Source organism: Pseudomaricurvus alkylphenolicus, assembly GCF_011683955.1.
Classification (GTDB): Bacteria; Pseudomonadota; Gammaproteobacteria; order Pseudomonadales; family Cellvibrionaceae; genus Pseudomaricurvus; species Pseudomaricurvus alkylphenolicus.
The window spans coordinates 15,215-35,821 of the sequence record NZ_JAAQPI010000012.1; the positions used below are offsets into that span (position 1 = coordinate 15,215).

At 54.7% G+C, this 20,607-nt stretch carries 15 protein-coding genes; 4 read left to right on the forward strand and 11 right to left on the reverse strand.

Going from position 1 to position 20,607, the window contains the following annotated elements; translation table 11 throughout:
- Positions 1-4 precede the first annotated feature (4 nt).
- From HBA55_RS25470 to HBA55_RS25495, 6 genes are all read right to left on the reverse strand, one after another.
- Positions 5-742 carry a DUF2894 domain-containing protein gene (locus tag HBA55_RS25470; RefSeq protein WP_166997274.1) on the reverse strand — a complete coding sequence of 246 codons (738 nt, stop codon included), beginning with the start codon at positions 740-742 and terminating at the stop codon, positions 5-7.
- Between the two features lie 12 nt (positions 743-754).
- Positions 755-1,396, reverse strand: a complete 642-nt coding sequence (locus HBA55_RS25475; protein WP_166997276.1) for an OmpA family protein — start codon at positions 1,394-1,396, stop codon at positions 755-757.
- Between the two features lie 10 nt (positions 1,397-1,406).
- Positions 1,407-3,767 (reverse strand): coiled-coil domain-containing protein, encoded by a 2,361-nt coding sequence (locus tag HBA55_RS25480; protein ID WP_166997278.1) that lies wholly within the window; start codon positions 3,765-3,767, stop codon positions 1,407-1,409.
- Positions 3,760-4,545 carry a DUF3348 family protein gene (locus HBA55_RS25485; RefSeq protein WP_166997280.1) on the reverse strand — a complete coding sequence of 262 codons (786 nt, stop codon included), beginning with the start codon at positions 4,543-4,545 and terminating at the stop codon, positions 3,760-3,762. Before HBA55_RS25485 ends, HBA55_RS25480 begins: the two co-directional genes overlap by 8 nt.
- Before the next feature lie 633 nt (positions 4,546-5,178).
- Positions 5,179-6,735 carry a sulfatase-like hydrolase/transferase gene (locus tag HBA55_RS25490; RefSeq protein ID WP_240946300.1) on the reverse strand — a complete coding sequence of 519 codons (1,557 nt, stop codon included), beginning with the start codon at positions 6,733-6,735 and terminating at the stop codon, positions 5,179-5,181.
- A gap of 102 nt (positions 6,736-6,837) precedes the next feature.
- Complete coding sequence (locus HBA55_RS25495; RefSeq protein WP_166997283.1) at positions 6,838-8,994, reverse strand: TonB-dependent receptor; 2,157 nt, start codon at positions 8,992-8,994, stop codon at positions 6,838-6,840.
- Between the two features lie 336 nt (positions 8,995-9,330).
- Between HBA55_RS25495 and HBA55_RS25500 the strand changes: the two genes are divergently transcribed.
- The 3 genes from HBA55_RS25500 (at position 9,331) to HBA55_RS25510 (ending at position 11,848) form a co-directional block, all read left to right on the forward strand.
- The gene (locus HBA55_RS25500) at positions 9,331-9,798 is read left to right on the forward strand and encodes a MarR family transcriptional regulator (RefSeq protein WP_166997285.1); all 468 of its coding nucleotides are present in this window, start codon (positions 9,331-9,333) and stop codon (positions 9,796-9,798) included.
- A gap of 206 nt (positions 9,799-10,004) precedes the next feature.
- Complete coding sequence (locus HBA55_RS25505) at positions 10,005-10,232, forward strand: 4-diphosphocytidyl-2C-methyl-D-erythritol kinase (RefSeq protein WP_166997286.1); 228 nt, start codon at positions 10,005-10,007, stop codon at positions 10,230-10,232.
- Positions 10,233-10,417: 185 nt separating this feature from the next.
- Positions 10,418-11,848: a PhoH family protein gene (locus tag HBA55_RS25510; RefSeq protein ID WP_166997287.1), complete on the forward strand. Its 1,431-nt coding sequence runs from the start codon at positions 10,418-10,420 to the stop codon at positions 11,846-11,848.
- Between the two features lie 84 nt (positions 11,849-11,932).
- On the opposite strand, the gene HBA55_RS25515 is transcribed toward HBA55_RS25510, so the two are convergent.
- Positions 11,933-14,437, reverse strand: coding sequence for an ABC transporter permease (locus HBA55_RS25515; RefSeq protein ID WP_240946292.1), 2,505 nt, complete (start codon positions 14,435-14,437; stop codon positions 11,933-11,935).
- The gene (locus HBA55_RS25520; protein WP_166997624.1) at positions 14,437-15,132 is read right to left on the reverse strand and encodes an ABC transporter ATP-binding protein; all 696 of its coding nucleotides are present in this window, start codon (positions 15,130-15,132) and stop codon (positions 14,437-14,439) included. The genes HBA55_RS25515 and HBA55_RS25520 overlap by 1 nt, the downstream gene beginning before the upstream one ends.
- A gap of 163 nt (positions 15,133-15,295) precedes the next feature.
- Between HBA55_RS25520 and HBA55_RS25525 the strand changes: the two genes are divergently transcribed.
- Positions 15,296-15,934: an arylesterase gene (locus HBA55_RS25525; protein WP_166997288.1), complete on the forward strand. Its 639-nt coding sequence runs from the start codon at positions 15,296-15,298 to the stop codon at positions 15,932-15,934.
- On the opposite strand, the gene recJ is transcribed toward HBA55_RS25525, so the two are convergent.
- The 3 genes from recJ to HBA55_RS25540 form a co-directional block, all read right to left on the reverse strand.
- Positions 15,935-17,680, reverse strand: a complete 1,746-nt coding sequence (recJ, locus tag HBA55_RS25530; RefSeq protein ID WP_166997289.1) for a single-stranded-DNA-specific exonuclease RecJ — start codon at positions 17,678-17,680, stop codon at positions 15,935-15,937.
- A 98-nt stretch (positions 17,681-17,778) separates the two neighbouring features.
- Positions 17,779-19,179, reverse strand: a complete 1,401-nt coding sequence (thrC, locus tag HBA55_RS25535) for a threonine synthase (RefSeq protein WP_166997290.1) — start codon at positions 19,177-19,179, stop codon at positions 17,779-17,781.
- Positions 19,180-19,209: 30 nt separating this feature from the next.
- Positions 19,210-20,514, reverse strand: a complete 1,305-nt coding sequence (locus HBA55_RS25540) for a homoserine dehydrogenase (protein ID WP_166997291.1) — start codon at positions 20,512-20,514, stop codon at positions 19,210-19,212.
- Positions 20,515-20,607 lie beyond the last annotated feature (93 nt).

The following is a 20,607-nucleotide window of genomic DNA, read 5'->3' on the forward strand; positions in this document are numbered from 1 at the left end:
CGGATTATTTTTTCTTGCGACGACTGGCGGGCTGCGATTTCTTCTTTTCTTCCGCGTCTAACTTTGCGCCCGCCTTTTCCAGCCAAAATAGCGTATCCATGTAGGAGACAAAGCGGTTAAGATACTGGGGAGAGAGTTCTCGCAGTGTACGCAGAGAACGAATCGCCAGTTGATGCTCGTTGAGAGGGCCGGGATTTTCCGGTCCTTTCGCTACCGATTCCGCCACGCGGTTGCTGGCGTTAACCCGTGCCAGAGATTCCCGGAACAAACGCACGGATTTAAGCTCCGAAGCGCCGCTCATGCCAGTATCAACCTTCTGCAGCAAATCCAGTTCCTGTTGCTGCAGCCGATCACCAAAGCTCATCTGCTGCCAGGTCTGTTGCGGCTGCAAGTCGTCCTGTAATAGCTCGAGAGTTAGTGCCCTAAGCGCACTGCGCGGCTCTGTGGTCTGCGGCTCAGAAATTTCCGAATCTGAATTTTTTACACTGAGATGGCACTGCCAGCGATGCTCGTAGTCATCCAGAGCGCTGCCAGCCTTGCCCAGCACCAATGCCGCAACCGTTGGTTTATGCTCGCGAGCACGACGCTCCAACGCCTCAATATAACGCCAACGCACCGGATCAAACCTATGCGCCGATTGAGAGCGCAATTGCTGCAGACGTTCTGAGATGCCGCTCGGCAGCGCAGTGGCCGTTTCGGCCACTGCTGCTTTAATTACCTCAGCTTCGCGCAGATCCGTCATCGCATCAATACCCTAGGATTTCGCTGAGTCATCGGAGAGGTTGTTGCCCCTGGGCACCGGCGCCATTTCCACCCGGCGGTTGCGGGAGCGATTTTCACTGTCGGTATTGGGTACCACCGGTTGCTGATCACCGAATGCCGCGGCGAATACCAGCGAGCGCGGCATGCCCGCATCGATCAGTGCACGAGTCACCGTCAAGGCACGTTGGGCAGACAGCTCCCAATTATCATCAAAATGAAGATTGCCCTTCTGAATCGGCAGATCATCGGTAAAACCGCTGACCATCAGCAGTTCATCTTTGTCACGCAGGTAAACCTGCAGTGGCGCCACCAGCGTCTGCAGCAGCTGCCGACCTTCAGGCTGCAGCTGATCGGAATTCAAGGCAAACAAGACACTGCCGCTGATGCCGATGCGACCGTCATTCAACGTCACTCGCCCGGAAGACAGAGGGTCTTCCAGCGCCGCTTCCAACTGCGCCCGACGCTGCTCCTCCTGCTCACGTTTTTGCACTTCCTGTTGCAGCGACTGAGCCAGCTCCAGCTGAAAGCCCAATACCCACACCAGAATCAACACAAATACGCCGACCAGGCCGGACATCAAATCCCCGAAGATGGCCCAAACGGGGGTATCGTCGGACTGTTCCCATTCATCCATGGAGCAATCCTCAGGCTTCCGCCGCCGCGGTCAGATTGAGCTCATCCTGACGACCAAACTGGCGCAGCTCCTCCAACATTTGCTTCTGGGACAATACACTGTGATCGATAATATCCCGCGCCTGGGCCACGTAGTAACCCATCTGCTCATCGCTGCGTGCACCCGACTGCTGCAGGGCCGTTTCAATACTGGCAAAGCTCTCTGCCAGTATTTGATTGGACTGATTGAACTGTTCGACAGCCACACCAAAGGCTTCACCAAGACTCGCCAACTCCACTGCACTGCCTGCGAACTGATCGTTCACATCACTGGCAACCGAGGCGAGCTTCTCGCTTTCTGCATCAACACGCTCGGCGAAACGCCCGCCTGCTTCGCCGAGCATCGATTCGGAAGTCTCCAGCAATCGGGTCACGGCCTCCTGCTGCCCCTCGGAAGAGGACTGCAAAGAGGCAGACAAGCGTTCCAATTGCTCGAAAATATCACGTCGCTCTTGCAGCAGCTTGTTATCCCGCTCGATATTGTTTGAGATTTCCTCACGCAGCTGAGCGATAACCCGGGCAGCCGCCTGTGGAGCCTCCGATGCCGTTGCAATCAGCTCGCTCATCGGCCCCTGCAACTCACTACCCAAACTGACAAGATGTTCCGCCACGCGGCCTTCCAGCGCCGACAGACGCTCAAGGGCAGCATCACCACGCCTCTGTTCGTCCTCCCGAAGCGTTTTCAATTCACGGCCGAGAACCTCAGTAATGTCACCCACTCGCTGTCCGTGATCCTCCAACCAACGTCGTTCTGTATCCATACGGGCCTGAACCAACTGTTCAGACGACTGCACCAGAGTACCGATTCTATCCAACAACTCACTGGAAACCCGGCTCGATGCTGCGCTCATTTCTGTCGTGCAGGACCGCAGATCCGCCAACAATTGTTGCTGCTGTTGGTTTGCCGACAAGGTGTGTTGCTGCCACTGCTCGGCAAAGCGACCAAGCTGTTGCTCGAATTCACCGGTGACTGTCTGCAGAGACTGCGTCTGCATGGATGCCGCCTGCGACAATTGTTGGTGAATGGTCGCTGTGGTTTTGGCCAGGTCTTCACTGGCGCGTTGCTGCGCCTGGCCAAAGGCCTCGCTCAATTGTTCAAGCCGCAGCTGATCACCCTGTTGCTGTTGCTGCAACCAACGATCCGAGACCTGCTGCAACTGTTCAATCAAGGAACGGCTGCGCTGGGTCAGCTCATCACCGCAGCCCTGCAAGGATTCCTCCATACGGGACAACACCGCTTGATGGCTTTCATCCTGAGCGGCAAGACTATCGCGCAGAACCTGCTCCACGGTCTCCGTGGTTTTTGCCACAGCCGACGACTGAGATTGCAGCTGCTCCTGAGCCACCCGGTTAAGCTGCTCATGTGACTGATCAACGCTACCCTTCAGCTCTACCCGCAAGTCGGACATCGCTTGCTCCAGCACCGGCCGCAAACTTTCACCCGCCAGTCGCCCGCTGTTCGCAATCTGTTCGCCGGCCTCCAGCATCTGCTGAGATTGCTGCTCAACGCCATGTTGCAAACTGTCGCTCACCGATTGCGCCAGTTGTTCAAAACTGGAAGTCACCGACTCATGAAAAGACTGCTGATTGGCCAACAACTGATCGTTCAAAGCGGTTTTCATCGAATCCAGGGAATCCGCCAGACTCATTAACTTATCCGCCACCTGCGGCAAAGCTTGCGACTGACTGCGAATAGCGTCATAGGTTTCCTGGCGCTGATGTACAAGAGAGAAACCCCGCAGAGCACCGGTTAACTGAGTGTCCAAACGACGACTTTGCAACAAACGTTCACGCCGGCACAAGGTCGACATCAAACCCAGCATTGCAGACGCAGACACACCGGCCACCGAGGTACCAAACGCCAGCCCCAGCCCCTCAATCGGCGCCGCCAAACCGGCGCGAATCGCTTCCAGCTCCGAAGTCCCCTGCAAAGCAGCCACGGCCCCTTGCAGCGTATCCACCATGCCAACAAAGGTCCCGAGCAGCCCCAGCATCACCAACAGTCCAACCAGATAAGGTGTCATCACCGGCGCCGGCAACGGTGTGCGCTCCCCTTCCACCCGCAAACGCACCGAATTGCGCAAACTGGCCTCCAGCCTGGACAACCAGGACTCCAGCGAATCCACGCTCTCACCGGTACTGTCCAATGCCTTTGACAGGCTCTCAGTCGCAGATCGGAAATGCCAGAGCTCCACCACCCCGATCACATACGCCAGCCCAATGACCGCTGTCACCGTCAGCGCCAAAGCATCCACCCCGACAAAAATCGCGCCCATCCACAACACCGCCGCAGCGCCCAAAACAAACGCAATCCAATTGAGCATTCTAGTCATGCTTCGACCTCTTAATATCTTGTACGGCATCTTCATCGATGGCCTCAACCAGCCCCAGGACGGGCTGCAACCGCGCTTCCAGTTCCGCCAGCAACAAACCCTGCATCTCTCTTCGAAACTGCTCGAGCCAGGTTATGGGGCGCCGGGCATCCTCCCCCTCAAACAACGGCTGCTGATGCTGTTGCTGCTGATACTCCAGCCACAGAAAATGAAAACGTCGCTCCAACAACTTCGGGATCACCCCAAAAAAACGCCGTCCCTGCTGAGCAACCGTCTCGCCCAGCGCCAACTCCAATTCCACCAGCTTCGCCAAACGCGGGGACAAACCCATGGCGCCGTCGCGAACAAACGACTGCAGAAACTGCACCCGCGACTCCAACTCCCGCTGATGTCCCAAATAAAAGCGCTGATAAACTTCAAAGCCGGGACTGCCTTGAGACTCGTTCCCGGCTTGCGGTTCCTTAGCGACAGGAAAACGGTATTTGACCCCTGCCGCGTCCGGCTCAAAACTCTTTAAAATTGCCTTCACCGCCGCCTGGCGAACCTGCAGAAACTCGCGTTTGATAGCGTCCGCCGTGATATCCAATGGCTCAAACTTTAACCGCTTCAAACCACCGTGAACCCGGGACAATTTGATGGAATCCGAAAAGTCGAACATTTGCCCCAGCCGCAGGGCAAAATCCTTATGGGAAGGCTGAACATCGGATACCGCCAGATCGCTCAAATAACGAACAAGACGGGAACCGTGAAGAGAAATCTGAGACTGGAATTGAGTCATTAACACTACTGCGACAACTCAACCGCTGCCTACTAACCTATTGATTTTATTGAAAAAGCTATACCCTCCAAGCCCGTTAAAACGGCACCGGACCTGAATCTTCATTCACATCGCGGGACAACTGCGGAGAGGTATTATTGCTTTATTATTGTGCCGCCATTATCGACATACACCAGGGATATTCAAGACTCCCACAACGGAGAAGTTTGTGGTAGGAAATACGCCGATTGCCTGCTTTTTAAACAGGCAGTCGATCAATAAACCTGCATCTGTTAAGTCAGGAGTGTGCCATAACCGGAAGTTCATAATCCTGGTTCAGGGCACCATGGGCGTTCGATAATGTCCGCAACGGCCGCACGACGTAGGGTGGATTAGAAGCGCTTTGCGCTTCGTAATCCACCGATCCGCCGAAGGTTTAAATTGGCGGCGGCCGTGTATAAATCACCTGTTGCAGGCACATTCAAGGGTGTTAAAAACCGGGCCGCAGCCAACGAACATCTCCGGCAGAACCGGCGGATTACGGCGCAAGCGCCTAATCCGCCCTACGCATAAACAACGCCGTCAGAGTACCAATCCTGCGAGTTTCTAAGACCGGTTATGACACACAAGAGTCATTGCCACTCCGAGTGAGTATCAATCCCTAAATTGAGTAACCTCTTGAACTGAAGGCTCAACCCAATCCGGAAAATAGCTCTCATAAAATTGATTCCGCCCGCCATACTCCATTACCGCCTTGGCGCTCCCACCGCGCCAAACATCAAACCGAGGATTCGCATGCTTTGTGAAAAACACATTCAAATCCTCAGCCAAAGACCTCTCAATATCAGCCACCTGCGCCTGCCCCGCCAGATTCTGATACTCATGAGGATCGGACTTCAAATCGTACAACTCATCCGGCCCCTCCGGAAACCGCTTCACCAACTTCCAACGATCCGTACGAATCGCCCGCGTCCGCATATACTCGAAGAACACCGCTTTGTGTCCCTCAACCGTTTCCCCCTGCAGGGCAGGTACAAAACTCAAACCCGGCGTGTTCGCAAACACCCGATCCGCCATGCCCACATAATCCAACACCGTCGGTGCAATATCGAACTGATTAATCAACTGGTTTCCTCGCGCCCCCTCAGCAATACGACCAGGCTGACGCAAAATCAAAGGCACATGCATATTCTCATCATAGGCCGCTGTCGGAAGCGACGCCGAACTGTTGCCCCAAAGCCCATGCTCACCCAACGCCGCCCCCTGATCAGATGTAAACAACACCAGAGTATTCTTATCCAACCCCTGAGCCTTAAGTGTCGCCATCAGCCGACCGACACCATCATCCACCATCGTCAACTCCGACAACGCATGCACCATTGCCTCTGGGTTGTTTAGCGACCTGACCATTCCCCAGGCCACCTCCGCCCAACGGCTGCTGTGACCTTGTTCCTCCGCACGCCAACCCTTTAAGAATTCACCGCCACCATCGGAAGACGCATCGGCCATGCGAACAAAATTCTGCAAGAACGGATGTATGGGATCGCGGGGCATTGGAGCTGGATTCTTGCGGTAAAACTCCGCGTGTCTGTTTTTCGCCGTCTCCAACACCAACGGCGGCAGCATATAAGGCCCGTTGTAAGACAGATAGAGGAAAAACGGCTGTTTCTTATCTTGCTTTTTAATAAAATCCACCGCACGGTCGGTCCAGAAATCCGTGATGTGTTTCTTCGTACGATAGTGTTTACCGTTATCAATCACCACCACATCGTGAAAACTGCTGGTGTGACCACTGGCGAATGTAACCCACGAATCAAATCCCAACTGGGATTGATCCGGCACACCCAAATGGTACTTACCCACCAACCCGGTACGATAACCCGCATCCGCCAAGGTTTGTGGCAAACTCCGAAACTCACCAACAGCCGCCCAATCGGCAACACCCACCTCCGACGGCAAAGCGTTGTGAACACCGGTCTGCGACGGCAATAAACCGGTTAACAAGGTGGCACGTGTTGGAGAACATACACCGCTGGTTGCAAATGCGCGGTCAAACGTCATGCCCTCATCGGCCAGCTGATCGATATTCGGTGTTTTCACATGACGATTACCGTATGCACCGATTAATTGTGCGGGCACATTGTCCACCAGAACCACCACTACATTGGGTTGCTGATTGCCGAAGGCGAAAAAGGAAAAGCTGAATAACATTGTACTCAACAGGGTTCTACATACTACAGAAAAATAATCCATGAGAAATCCAAAGACTCATTCATCGTCATCAAGAAAACCGTGATGAAATCTAGTGTCGAATTAAAATTCCCAATCGAACTTCACACCAAACTCACGAAAGCGACCGGGTTCAATCTGAGCCATGCCAACCGGGTTATTTACCGCTATACCCGATACCAAATATTCCTCATCTGTCAAATTGGTACCGAACAGGCTTAACTTCCAGGGCTCACTTTCTGGCGCATAACTGATGTTGACACTGAGCAGCCCATAAGCATCCTGTTGAATAAAGTTGGCGTCGGGAATCACCGAACGGAAATCGTCCTTCCAACCGTAATCAACTCGCGCACTTATCGCTTCCCACTCCGCCGTCAGTCCAATGGAGTAAGACCACTGGGGCGCACGGGCAAAATCACTGTCAGTACCAACCGCTGCATTTTCTGTGGCGATGTCCGTGTACTCGGCATCCAGATAACCTACAGCGCCATCCACTGTCAGTACGTCGTTCAACACAAACGTAAACTCGCCTTCAATACCACTCAGCTCCGACTCACCCACATTCTGGATGACATTACGAGTTGTACCCGGCAATATCGAGCTGATTTGCATATCCGTATATTCACCAAAAAACGCCGTCAGATTCAGACGCAGGCGATGATCAAACAGTTCACTGCGAATGCCCAACTCGAACATATCCAACGATTCTTCGTCAAAGGAGGTAATCCCGTAGTTATTTTCGGGCCCCAAATCAGTACGGATGCGATCATTAAACCCGCCGGAGCGAAAACCGCGAGCTGCCGAGGCAAACAGAAAAATATCATCCGCTGCCTGAAACTCCAGACTGACACGACCGGAAAGCGCGCTCCAGGTATCATCATTGTCCACATCCTGATCCACCCGCGGCGCACCAGAGGCCCTGAGTTCATTGGCTTGAATACTCTTGTCGTCATAGGTATAGCGAAGTCCTGTGGTCACCGACCAACGCTCGGACAAATCCAGAGTTGCCTGCCCAAACGCCGCCAGGCTCTCCACTTCATAGGGATCCACTATGCGGGTAGAAGTCCGGTTGACGGAGTTGGTAGTGGTCAATACGTCGCGAACATCGCTGGCCTCTTCGCGGTAATAAAACAATCCCGCCACCCAATTAAGCCCTTCGCCGGCACCCGAAAGCTGGAACTCTTGGGAGAACATATCGATATCCCGCTCAAACACCTGTTCGAATAAAACCGCGTCAGTGCCGTCTGTATCGTAAGCCCCCTCTATGTCGATTCGACGCACCGATGTAGAAGATTTCAACTCCAGCTTGTCGTCAAGGGCCCAATTCAATGTCAGATTTGCGCCCGTATTATCAGACTCATAAAAGTTTTGACCTGTCGAGTAGGACTTTTCAAAGTCTCCGGTGGGCAGCCGTGTGGCATCAAATCCTACTGCCGCCTCTCCCCGCACAAAGGGAGCCTGCTCATTCACGCCCAGGATCACGCTCGCACCACCATTGGTATCCATATGCGTGTAATCCGCCGAGAACAACAATTCCAGGGACTCATTGATATCCCACCGCAAATAGCCCCGTATAAGATCGCTGTTCACATCGCCGTAGTCTTGACCGGTAAACACCCCTTCCACATGCCCATCCTGATTTAAGGTGGCCGCCGTCAATCTGGCAGCGGCGTTATCATTCAGGGGCACATTCACCACAGCCTTGAGATCGCGTCGGTTCTCGCTACCCAGAGTGGCCTGGAGCTTGCCCTCAAACTCCTCGGTGGGTTTTTGCGTGATATAGCGAATGGCACCGCCAGTCGCGCTACGACCAAAAAGCGTACCCTGTGGCCCGCGGGCCACTTCCACCTGAGCCACATCCAGCACGCTGAGCAATGCACCATCGGTGCGTCCGTAGTAGGCATCATCCACATAGAGCGCAATGGCCGTTTCCTGATTGACGGCGTTGCGATCCGTACCGATACCCCGCACAAAAAATGCCGCATTGCTGCCGCCCAAACCGCCCGAGCCGCCAGCGGCCACATTGGGCATTTTCATTTCCAGCCCCTTCAAGTCGGCGACGTTCTGCTGCTCCAGTGCTTGTTCGTCCATCGCCATAACGGACAGAGGCGTCTCCTGCAGACTTTCCACCCGCTTACGAGCAGTAACCACAACCTCTTCCAATTGGAATTCCGCCAGCACGTTAGAGGTCGGGAGCAACGTGGTAATGGCCAGCGCCAACAGATTCTTGGATGTTTTCATCTTGTCTCCTCGATGGGATTGCGACTGTTTTTATTTGAGTTCTCAACATCAACAGGCACGGGATATGAACTAAAAATAGATGCTCTTCTCCTGTGCATCCAGACTAACTCCCGGGGTCAGTTGATATATCAATCGTAGACCTTTGTCAGTTGCTATGTCAACTGATAAAGCGATAAAAGTTTGCTTTCAGTGCTGTCAAATTTTGGAAAGAAATCTTATTAAAACTGAAAAAATCTTTTGGTTTCAATGACCTATAAACTTAGAACGGTTGACATATCAAGGCTTCAACCGGATACTGAAATCCGTCAGACCATAATCAACACTTCGGAGGACAGGGTGGCCAGGGTAAAAGACCCCATCGTGCTGAACAATTATTTCCCCTACTTGCTGCGCTCAATCTCCGGGCGTATTGCCGTAGGCACCAGCACCGTGAATATCGGGGCACACCGCATCGGCATGCGTGAATGGCGCATTCTCTCGCAAATGGCAGACCGGGGCCCTCTGACCAATAAAGACATTGCCGACGACACCGGAATGGACAAAGCCTCTGTCAGTCGCGCGCTAAAGTATCTGGAACAGCAAAATCTGGTGCAGCCTGCCCCCAATGGCGATGACAACTGGCGTAGCAAACCCTTCGACCTGACGGACGAAGGTGGCGACGTTTATTGTGAGATTGCCGCCCAAAAGTTGGCTCGAGCCGACCAATTCTGGAGCGATATGAGCAAGTCCGAACAAAAGGAACTGATTCGCTTGCTACAGAAGCTGAAAAACAATGTCGATCGGGTGCTTAACCAAAATCGCTGATGCCCTGAAAAACGATTCCGATCTCGTAAACTTGTGACCCTTCACTACAAAGATCAGAATAAAGTCAAATAAAATCAAACACTTAAAACACATAGTTGACAAGTATTTTAAAAAGCCCCAGTATCTGCCCAACTTGTGAGCGTCATCACTAACATTAATAACAATTCGACGTAAACTACAGGCTTAGCCCTGGGAGGAACCAGCAAATGGAATACCTGGATTCAACCCACCCTGAGTGGGACGACATGTGGGAAGATTTGTCTGCCTATGCCATCAATGAGGGCAACCCGCTTTGCATCTACAAGGGAATGTGCTGGGAATACCTCGGCTCCACACCGGACCACCACAACTTTCGCCACCCCAAACACCCCAAGACCGGACGCGTCGAACATATTTATATCGAGCGTGCTCGATCGGCTGTAGGCTGGGCCTGACGGGACTTTCGAGCCTATTTGGCGGCCGTGACTCACGGCTGCCATCAAAACTTCTTTGGTTTGTCATCTTGCCAACCTAATTTGGTTTCTGGTACAACAGACGTACGCGCGGTGGCCAGAACTCCTTAGAGGAGTCGCCGAGCTGCCGTTGCGGTGTTATCAACCAGAAGGAAGGATGCTCGCTTATGGTAGATAGTTCACTCGCCGAATCCATCGGCACCAAAGACAACAATCAATTCAACCCCGACAAACGTCCCATACTTTACGTCCTCGACACCAACGTCCTGATACACGACCCCACTGCGCTGCTCAATTTTGAAGAACACCACGTCATGATTCCCATGACGGTTCTGGAAGAACTCGACAAACTCAAAAGCGGAAAAAAAGCACAGGCTGCAGACTGCCGCCAGGCGATCCGGGAGATCGACAAGATACTCGGGCGAGCGAGCCCCGAAGAAGTCGAAGGCGGTGTGCCGATACGACGAGAGGCCTTCACCGAACCCAACGGCAGGCTCTCGATCTTAATGACCACCCCTCCCGACAACGTCTCCGTCCTCCCCACCCACCTCAACGACAACAAAATCATCAACGACCTGGTCCTCCTCAAGGCCAACAACCCCGACCACCGCGTCGTCCTCGTCACCAAAGACATCAACATGCGCCTCAAGGCCCGCGGCTGTGGTATCGAGTCCGATGACTACCACAACGATCAGCTGGTCACCGACATCGAAATGCTGAATAAGGGTTATCTGGAATACGCCGGCAGCTTCTGGGATACGGTCGAGCAGGTGGATACTGAACAGCAGATGGGCCGCACCGTGCACTATTTGCCACGGGATCACTTCCCCAAAGAGCTGTTCCCGAACCAGTTTATTACCGATGAACAGGGTTTTACGGCACGGGTGATCGCCGTCAACGACGACGAAGTGACGCTGTGGCATATGGAACCGGCGCACTTCCTCGAGCAGGAAGCCTGGGGCTTAAAACCCCGCGACGTGCACCAGGCGATGGCGCTGAATCTGCTGCTCGACCCGGACGTGCATCTGGTCAACCTGACCGGCGCAGCGGGCTCGGGCAAGACCATTTTGGCCCTGGCCGCCGCCATTGAAATGACCGTTGCCACCAAGCAATACCGCCGCATCATTGCCACTCGAAGTACTCAGGGCCTGGACGAAGACATCGGATTCCTGCCCGGTACCGAGGCGGAAAAAATGGAGCCCTGGCTGGGAGCCATCACCGACAACCTCGAAGCACTGCACTGTGATGATGAGGACTGCTCCGGCAGCATCGACTATGTGTTGAACAAGGTTCCACTGCACTTTAAGTCACTGAATTATATTCGTGGCCGCAGCTTTCAGCACAGTCTGATATTGATCGATGAAAGTCAGAACCTGACTCCCCATCAGATCAAAACCATTGTTACGCGGGCTGGCAGTGGCTCCAAGGTCATTTGTCTTGGCAATCTGGCCCAGATTGATACGCCCTACTTGAATGCGACCAGTTCTGGTTTGACCTATTTGACAGAGCGTTTTAAAGGTTTTGAGTACGGAGGGAATATCGCCTTACAGGGTGTGCCTCGGTCATTGTTAGCAGAGTATGCTGAAGCGAATTTGTAACTCTTAATCGCGCAGAACTTTAACCGCAGGGTGTGGTGGTGGATTACGGCTTCGCCTAATCCACCCTACGCGGCCTTGGAATAGTTAACTCAACTCTCGCAAAATCAACGCTGGTGGAGTTGTCATCACTCGGCGACAGGAAATCACCCCCATCACACCGATGAGCGCCGTAGAAGCAATCACACCCCACAGCATTAACATCCAGTGAATCTGCAGTGGCATTTCCAACACCCACTTCTGAATCGACAGAATCAGCACCTCGGCACCGACTGCCGCCATAATGCCGGAAAGAAAGCCCAGCACCGAAAATTCAATCCACAAACTGCCCAGCAGGCGATTGCGGGAACTGCCCAAAGCACGCAACAGCGCCGCCTCCTGCATGCGCGCCTCCATACTCGAAGACACCGCCGCCCACATCACCAGGAAACCGCCCAGCAATACCAGCCACAGCATCAACTCCACCCCAAAACTCACCTGTGTCACTATTGACTGTACCTGAGCAATAACCCGGTCCATCTCAATCACCAACACCGACGGAAACTGTTGCAAGAGATCATTGATAAACAACTTGTCCTGCTGCGGCAGATAGACACTGGTGAGGTACGTGGGCGAGAATGAATCCAGTGCTCCCGGAGAAAACAGGAAATAAAAATTAGGATTCATCGAATCCCACTTCAGCGATCGGATACTCGCAACCCGAGCTTCCAATCTCAAACCGCCGACGCTAAAGCGCAGATCATCACCCAGCGAAAGCCCCAGCTCGCCAGCGATCTCCTCCTCTACGGATACACCATACACACCCGGCTCAAACCACTGATCCCACCAGACACCCTTGACCAGCTTATTGTCGTCAGCCAAAGATTCTGTCCAACTGAGATTGGCTTCACGACGCAACACCTCGGCCCGCTCTGCAATCTCCTGACTGGGAATCTCACCATTGATATGGGTAAGACGACCACGCACCATTGGATACATACCCTTTGCCTCCAGGCCGTCGGATCGCATCATGGACTCGACATCGGCAACTTCAGCAGGGGTAATATTGAGGAGAAAGTGATTGGGAGTTTCCGGGGGCAATTGCAGCTGCCAGTCGTTGATCAGGTTAGTGCGCAGATTTGTCAAAGTGAGCAGCAACATCACCGCCAGCGCAAACACCATCATCTGAATAATGCTCTGACGGAGATTACGCTGCAGGCCGGAGAGCGCCAGGCGCCAGATGTTACCTACCTGGCTGCCAAGACGACGCCCTAACGCCAGCAACCCAAACGCAAACAACGCAACCAGGGTCAACAATGCAACAACGGCGGAAACAACACTGGCGGTTAACCAGAGATCCTGACTGAACAGCGCGATCAGAAAAACCAGCGCCAGCAAACCCAGCATCGACTGCCAATAAAAACGCAGCCCTTTCACCTCCAGCTCGCGCCTGAGAATTTTGATGGGCGGCACCATCGGCAGATGCCAAAGAGGTGGGACCACGAAACACATCAGGCATACCATGCCGGTCAGCAGGCCGAGCCCGTAGGCTGTCCAGTCCCCGGCCATCAGCTCAACCGGGTAAAGCGACGCCAGTGCCTTGGCGATCCATTCCTGTAACACGTGCCCCAGCACAAGCCCCGCCAAGGACGTCACCAATCCAAGCGATACCAGTTGAATACCGTAAATATTGCGCACCGCCCAGCCGCTGGCCCCCAGGCTTTTCATCAGCGCCACCTGTTCGACGTGGCGGCCGGCAAAGCGACGCGCCGCTATTGAGATAGCCACTCCAGCCAGCAGTACACCAATCATGGCAGACAACAGCAGGAATTTACGTGCGGTGGTGAGTGTATTGGCCAGCCCCTGTTGCGCCGATTCCACATCCATCACACGCTGATGTGGCGTCAATCTGGGTTTCAGCTCGGTCAGCAGTGATTGCAACTGAATCTCCGAACCGCTCAGCATCCAGTGATAGCGAATGCGGCTGCCGGGCTGAATAACCTCCGTCGCCGCCAGGTCGGAGTCGTTGATCAACAACCGCGCTCCGTAGAGGGCAAAACTGCTGCCGCGATCAGGTTCATCGATAATCACCCGTGTCACCGTGAAGTCTTTTTCACCGACGCTGAGGGTCTCGCCCAGCTCAATGTCGAGCAGTGGCAGCAATCGGGAATCGGCCCAGGCTTCACCGGGTGCCGGTACCGTCTGAGCTTCCAACATTTGCAGTGGATCAGTGGCAAAGGGTTGCTCACTGATGGTGAGATGCCCGACGAGGGGATAGCCGGCCGTTACCGCCTTTACCGCGGCCAGATGCATGCGTTCACCGGCAAACACCATAGAGGCAAACTGAGTGGTTCGGGCGGTACGGCAACCGGCCTCATCGGCCAGGGCCTGCCAGCCCTCGGGAATGGGCTGAGAACTGCGAACGATGCGATTGGCGCCGAGAAAGGTGTGGCTCTCTGCCACCAGTGTTGTTTCCAGCCGGTTGGTAAACACAGCGATACAAGTGACTACCGTAACGGCCAACACCAGCGCACCGGCAAGAATACGAATTTCACCGCTGCGCCAATTACGCCACAACAGACGGAGAGGTAACAGCATAGACTGGGGTGACATTAAACAGCCTCGCAGCAGGCCATTTCCATGGGAAAGCGTTCGACCACCTTGCCTCCCTCCAGACTGATGCGCTGGCGGCAGTGCTCGGCAAGGCGCTGCTCGTGAGTTACCAGCACCAGAGTGGCGCCCTGCTCACGATTGAGCTCAAACAACAGATCGATCACGTGAGCGCCGGTGGCGGAATCAAGATTACCGGTGGGCTCATCGGCAAACAGTATGTCGGGATCACTGGCAAACGCCCTGGCAATGGCAACCCGTTGCTGTTCACCGCCGGAAAGCTGCTGGGGATAGTGTTGCAGGCGATCTTTGAGACCTACTCGGGTGAGGAAGAATTCGGCTTTGCCACGGGCACAATCGCGACCGTGCAATTCCAGGGGCATCATCACATTTTCCAGGGCTGTGAGCCCCGGCAGCAGCTGGAACGATTGGAACACAAAACCCACGTGGTCCGCCCGGACCCGGGCGCGGCCCTCTTCACCCATCGCCGTCAGCTCCTTGTTGTGCAGGGTCATGGTGCCACTGCTGGGCTGATCCAGCCCTGCCAGAATACCCAACAAGGTGGATTTACCGGACCCGGAGGCACCGGTAATGGCCAGGCTGTCGCCGGCAGCGACGCTAAGAGAGACGTTTTCCAGGATTTTTAGCTCTCCCGCCGCGGTCATGACCTGCTTGCAGAGAGATTGAGCGTGCAACATAGGGATACCGAAACTGTCGTGATTGTGGCTATTGTTGTGTCGTGCGACAAGAGTGTCCAAGGTTTTCACAGAACTTTACCCTTTAAGTAAAGTTCTTGGCATTCACTGTTAAAGCGGATGCGGTAGGATAGCCCTGTCTTCCCGATTTACAGTACCTGACCCTATGCTTCGCCCCCTGATTGCCCTGATAGTTGCCCTCTGGTTGCCTCCCCTGCATGCCGCCAACGTGCTGGTACTGGGAGATAGTCTGAGTGCCGCTTACGGCATGAATGAGAATCAGGGCTGGGTGCAACTGCTAAGAGAGCGTCTTGAGCAAAAACAGCTGGATATCCAGGTCATCAATGCCTCGATCAGTGGCGAAACCACCGCCGGCGGCCTGGCCCGCCTGCCCCGCCTGCTCAATGAATATCAACCCTCGGTGGTGATTCTGGAGCTGGGCGGCAATGACGGTCTGCGGGGATACCCCATACAGAGCATGAAGAAACAGCTGCAGCGCTCGGTGCAGCTGAGCCACCAACACCAGGCGCAAGTACTACTGCTGGGCATGGAAATCCCCCCTAACTATGGCCGCCGCTACAGTGAGCTGTTCCGCTCGGCCTATCAGGAAATCGCCAAACACAATGAGTTGGTGCTGGTGCCCTTCTTTTTGGAAGGCGTGGCTACCAATCGGGAATTAATGCAGGCTGATGGAATTCACCCCCGCAGTGAGGCCCAGGCCCAAATGCTGGATAATGTCTGGCCTCTGCTCGAGCCCTTGCTCGACGCAGACTCTAAGCAGTTGGAGGCAAGCGCCAATCACTGATCACCCGCTTTGGACGGGCTCAAGATACTCCACCATTAACTGCAGGGATTCGCGGCCCCGGAACTCATTCACATCCAGTTTGTAGGCCAGATTCAGCTTTTGCACGGCCGGATTAGGCCATTGATCCGTATCCACATTAAAAGCGATAGCATCCACCAGTTGTTGTTTGGCGTCATCCACTGCCAGCACCATCTTCAGGTGCTTCTCCCCCACCAGTCGTTGCTGTACCAGATAAAAGCTGCCATCAAAGATCGGCTCGGGGAAATGCTGCCCCCATGGCCCCGACTCCCGCAGTGTATAGGCCAGCGGAAGGTTGATTTCGTCGTGGCTTAGTGCACCATCCGATAGAATCTCTGCCTGCAGTTGCTCAGGCTTAAGCACCCGCCGTACCACCTCATCAAATGCTTTCTGGAATCGCTCAAAATCAGACTTTTTCAGACTCATTCCGGCCGCCATGGCATGGCCACCAAACTTGGTTAGCAAGCCCGGATTCGCGCTGGCCACGGCATCCAGTGCGTCGCGAATATGCAAACCCGGTATTGAGCGGGCTGAGCCCTTGATCTCTTCTTCGTTGGCGTCAGCAAACGCAATCACCGGACGGTGGAATCGCTCTTTGATACGTGATGCCAGAATACCGATAACACCTTGGTGCCACTGACCATCGTAGATACATAGCCCCCAGGGCAGATCCGAATCCTCTCCCAACGTCAACGTCTGCAGCGACTGCAAAGCCTCCTGCTGCATCCCGGCTTCAATGGCACGGCGGTCGCGATTAAGCTCGTCCAGCTCCACCGCCATTTCACGGGCCAGCTCGGGACTCTGACACAGCAGACACTCGATCCCCAGCGACATATCATCCAGTCGTCCGGCCGCGTTCAGCCTTGGCCCTACGGCGAAGCCCAGGTCCGAGGCCACCAGCCGGTCGCGCTTGCGACCGGCCACCTCCAACAGAGAGAGAATACCCGGGCGGGCGCGGCCACTGCGAATGCGCTGCAGTCCCTGGTGCACCAGAATCCGATTATTGTTGTCCAGAGGCACGACATCGGCCACCGTACCCAGAGAGACCAGATCGAGGTAATCCCCCATTTTGGGTTCAGGCAGGAGATTATCCTGAAACCAGTTGATCTGACGCAGTGCACCGCGAAGGGCGCTCATCAGATAAAAAATCACACCCACACCCGCGAGATTTTTGCTGGGGAATTCACAACCAGGCTGGTTGGGGTTCACAACGGCGTCCGCCGCCGGCAGCTCTGCCCCGGGCAGATGGTGGTCAGTAACCAGCACTTTGATTCCGGCAGCCTTGGCGGCATTGACACCATCAATGGAAGAAATACCGTTGTCGACGGTGATGATCAGATCCGGATTGCGAGTTCGCGCCACCTCCACAATCTCGGGGGTTAGGCCATAACCAAAATCAAAGCGATTTGGGACCAGATATTGAACCTGGTGGGCGCCCATATCCCGCAAGGCCAATACTGCCAGGGCACTGCTGGTAGCGCCATCGGCGTCAAAATCGCCAACAATCAGGATGGACTGCGCGTCCTGCAACGCTTCCACCAACAGAGCAACCGCGTCGTTCAGCCCTTTCAGTTGCTGAGGCCTGAGCATAGCGCCCAGCGAGCGCTCAATCTCATTGATGTCGGTAATGCCGCGCGCGGCGTAGATACGCTGCAAGCGCGGGTGCAACGTGTGAGGCCAAAGGATATCGGTGTCAGGAATAGAACGTCGGGTAATTCGGGTTTGCATGGATCCGTTCCTGTGAATGCCTTATGCCAGATACGAAGAGCCCGCCATGGGGCGGGCTCGAACCAGGAGCTGCTACGGGTGTCGAGCGATCAAAAAAATCACGCGCGAACGTTGGCAGCGATGTGCTGCTGAACTTTTGTCAAATCCTTCTCCAGCACCTCAAAGCGCTCCTCTCGATCAAACAAATCGCTCATATGATGCGGCAGCGCCGGGTCTTCATCCTGACCGGCTTTGCGGACCGCTTCCGGGAACTTGGCCGGATGCGCGGTAGCCAGGCAGATCATGGGAATATCCTGACGGCGGCGGGTCTTGCGAGCCGCCTGCACACCAATAGCCGTGTGCGGATCAAGCAGATACTCGGTGTTCTCAAACACATCACGGATCACATCAATGGTTTCTTCGTCACCCAGTCGGTAAGAGCTGAACAGCTCACGGGCACCGGACAACGCCTCTTCAGACAAGGTCATGGCGGTACCGCCTTTAAAGTCTTCCATCAGCTGCTTGATCGCAGCCCCATCGCGGCCGTAGAGATCGAACAACAAACGCTCAAAGTTGCTGGATACCATGATATCCATGCTGGGCGACAGTGAGTGAATCAGCTCTTTTTTGCTGTGGTCGTTGGCACTGATGCAACGGTGCAGAATGTCGTTGGCGTTGGTGGCGATCACCAACTGATCAACCGGCAGCCCCATTTGCCTGGCCAGGTAACCGGCAAAGATATCGCCGAAATTACCGGTAGGCACAGAGAAAGACACCGGACGCGCGGGAGCGCCCAGCGCCAGACCTGCGTAGAAGTAGTAAACAATCTGAGCCATGATGCGCGCCCAGTTAATGGAGTTTACTGCCACCAGCTGGCGACCTTCGGGCAGGAAAGACTGATCACCAAAACTGGCCTTGACCATGTTCTGGCAGTCATCGAAGTTGCCTTCGAGAGCGATATTGTGAACGTTGTTTTCCAGCACCGTGGTCATCTGGCGACGCTGTACGTCGGAGACACGATTGTTGGGGTGCAGGATAAAAATATCGATGTTGTCACAGTGGCGGCAGCCTTCGATAGCGGCGGAACCGGTATCGCCGGAAGTCGCCCCCATAACCACAACTTTCTGGTCACGCTTTTTGAGAATGTAATCCAGCAGATTGCCCAAGAATTGCAGGGCAAAGTCCTTAAACGCCAGCGTGGGACCCTGGAACAACTCCAACACCCACTCGTTGTGGGCGGTTTGCACCATTGGAGCAATAGCGTCGTGTCGGAAGGTGGAATAGGAATCGTCGATGATTTTTTTCAGGTCGGCGTCGGGCACCTCGCCTGCGACGAAGGGTGCGATCACCTTAAAGGCCAGATCCTGATAGCTGAGACCGGCCCAGGAGGCAATTTCCTGCTGACTGAACTTGGGCAGATTCTCGGGCACGTACAAGCCGCCGTCCGGCGCCAGACCTGTCAGTACAACGTCTTCAAACGCCAGTGGCGCGGCTTCGCCGCGGGTGCTGATGTATTTCACAGTAACCTCTTAAAAAACAATAGCCCGGGATCAGCCCAGGGATTCAACACGAATATGGCTCACGCCACCCTGGATGGAATCGAGCGCTTCGATGCTCTCCACTGCAGCCAGCATTTGTTTTTCCACTGCACGGTTGGTCAACAGAATCAGCGGCACTGCGGTCTCACCGGTGTGCGGCTCCTTCTGTATCAGGGCTTCAATACTCACACCCGCATCGCTGAGAATCTGGGTAATCTGGTTGAGCACACCGGGACGATCCTCAGCGGTCATACGCAGATAATAAGCCGTCTCCACATCGCCCATAGGCAAAATCGGATAATCCTTCAGGGCTGCCGCGTTAAAGCCAAGATGAGCCACTTTGTTTTCCTGGGGTGCGGTGAAAGCGCGAGCCACATCCACCACATCCGCCACCACGGCGGAGGCAGTGGGCTCCGCGCCGGCGCCGGCGCCGTAATACAGGGTTGGACCAACCGCATCGCCTTTAACCAGCACGGCATTCATGACACCGTCGACATTGGCAATCAGGCGCTTTTCAGGAATCAGGGTTGGGTGCACACGCAACTCCACGCCCTGCTCTGACTGGCGGGCAATGCCCAGGTGCTTGATACGGTAACCCAGCTCTTCAGCGTAGGTCACGTCCTGGGGCTGAATGGTGCTGATGCCCTCGGTAAAAATCTTGTCAAACTGCAGCGGCATACCAAAAGCGATAGACGCCAGAATCACCAGCTTGTGGGCTGCATCGATACCTTCTACGTCAAAAGTGGGGTCGGCCTCGGCATAACCCAGCTCCTGGGCCTCCTTCAGCACATCCGCGAAGTCGCGGCCCTTATCCTTCATCTCGGTAAGGATAAAGTTGCCGGTGCCGTTAATTATGCCCGCCAGCCACTCGACCTTGTTGGCGCCAAGGCCCTCGCGCAGAGACTTAATGATGGGGATACCGCCAGCCACTGCAGCCTCGTAAGCGATAGACACACCCTTGGCCTCAGCACGGGCAAACAACTCGTTACCAAACTCGGCGATCAACGCCTTGTTGGCGGTGACCACGTGCTTACCGTTATCGATGGCCTCTTCCACCAGCTCTTTAGCCACAGTGGTGCCACCGATCAGCTCGACCACCACATCAACATTAGGATTACGAACCACATCAAAGACATCACGGGTGACGTTGCTGGATGACGTATCAGCATTGGGATTGTCGCGACGGGCGCCAATCTGCTCAATAATGATGTCGGTACCGGCGCGGGCGCTAATTTCACGTGCATTACGTGTCAGAACATTAAATGTACCGCTACCGACGGTACCTAACCCACAGATTCCTACTCTTACCGGTTTCAAGGTGATTTTCCCCTAATCAATGACATCAAACGGCGCCACCACTTGGCTGTGGGAAGCGCCGAAAATAAGAGGGGGAACATTACTGGCCAGCCC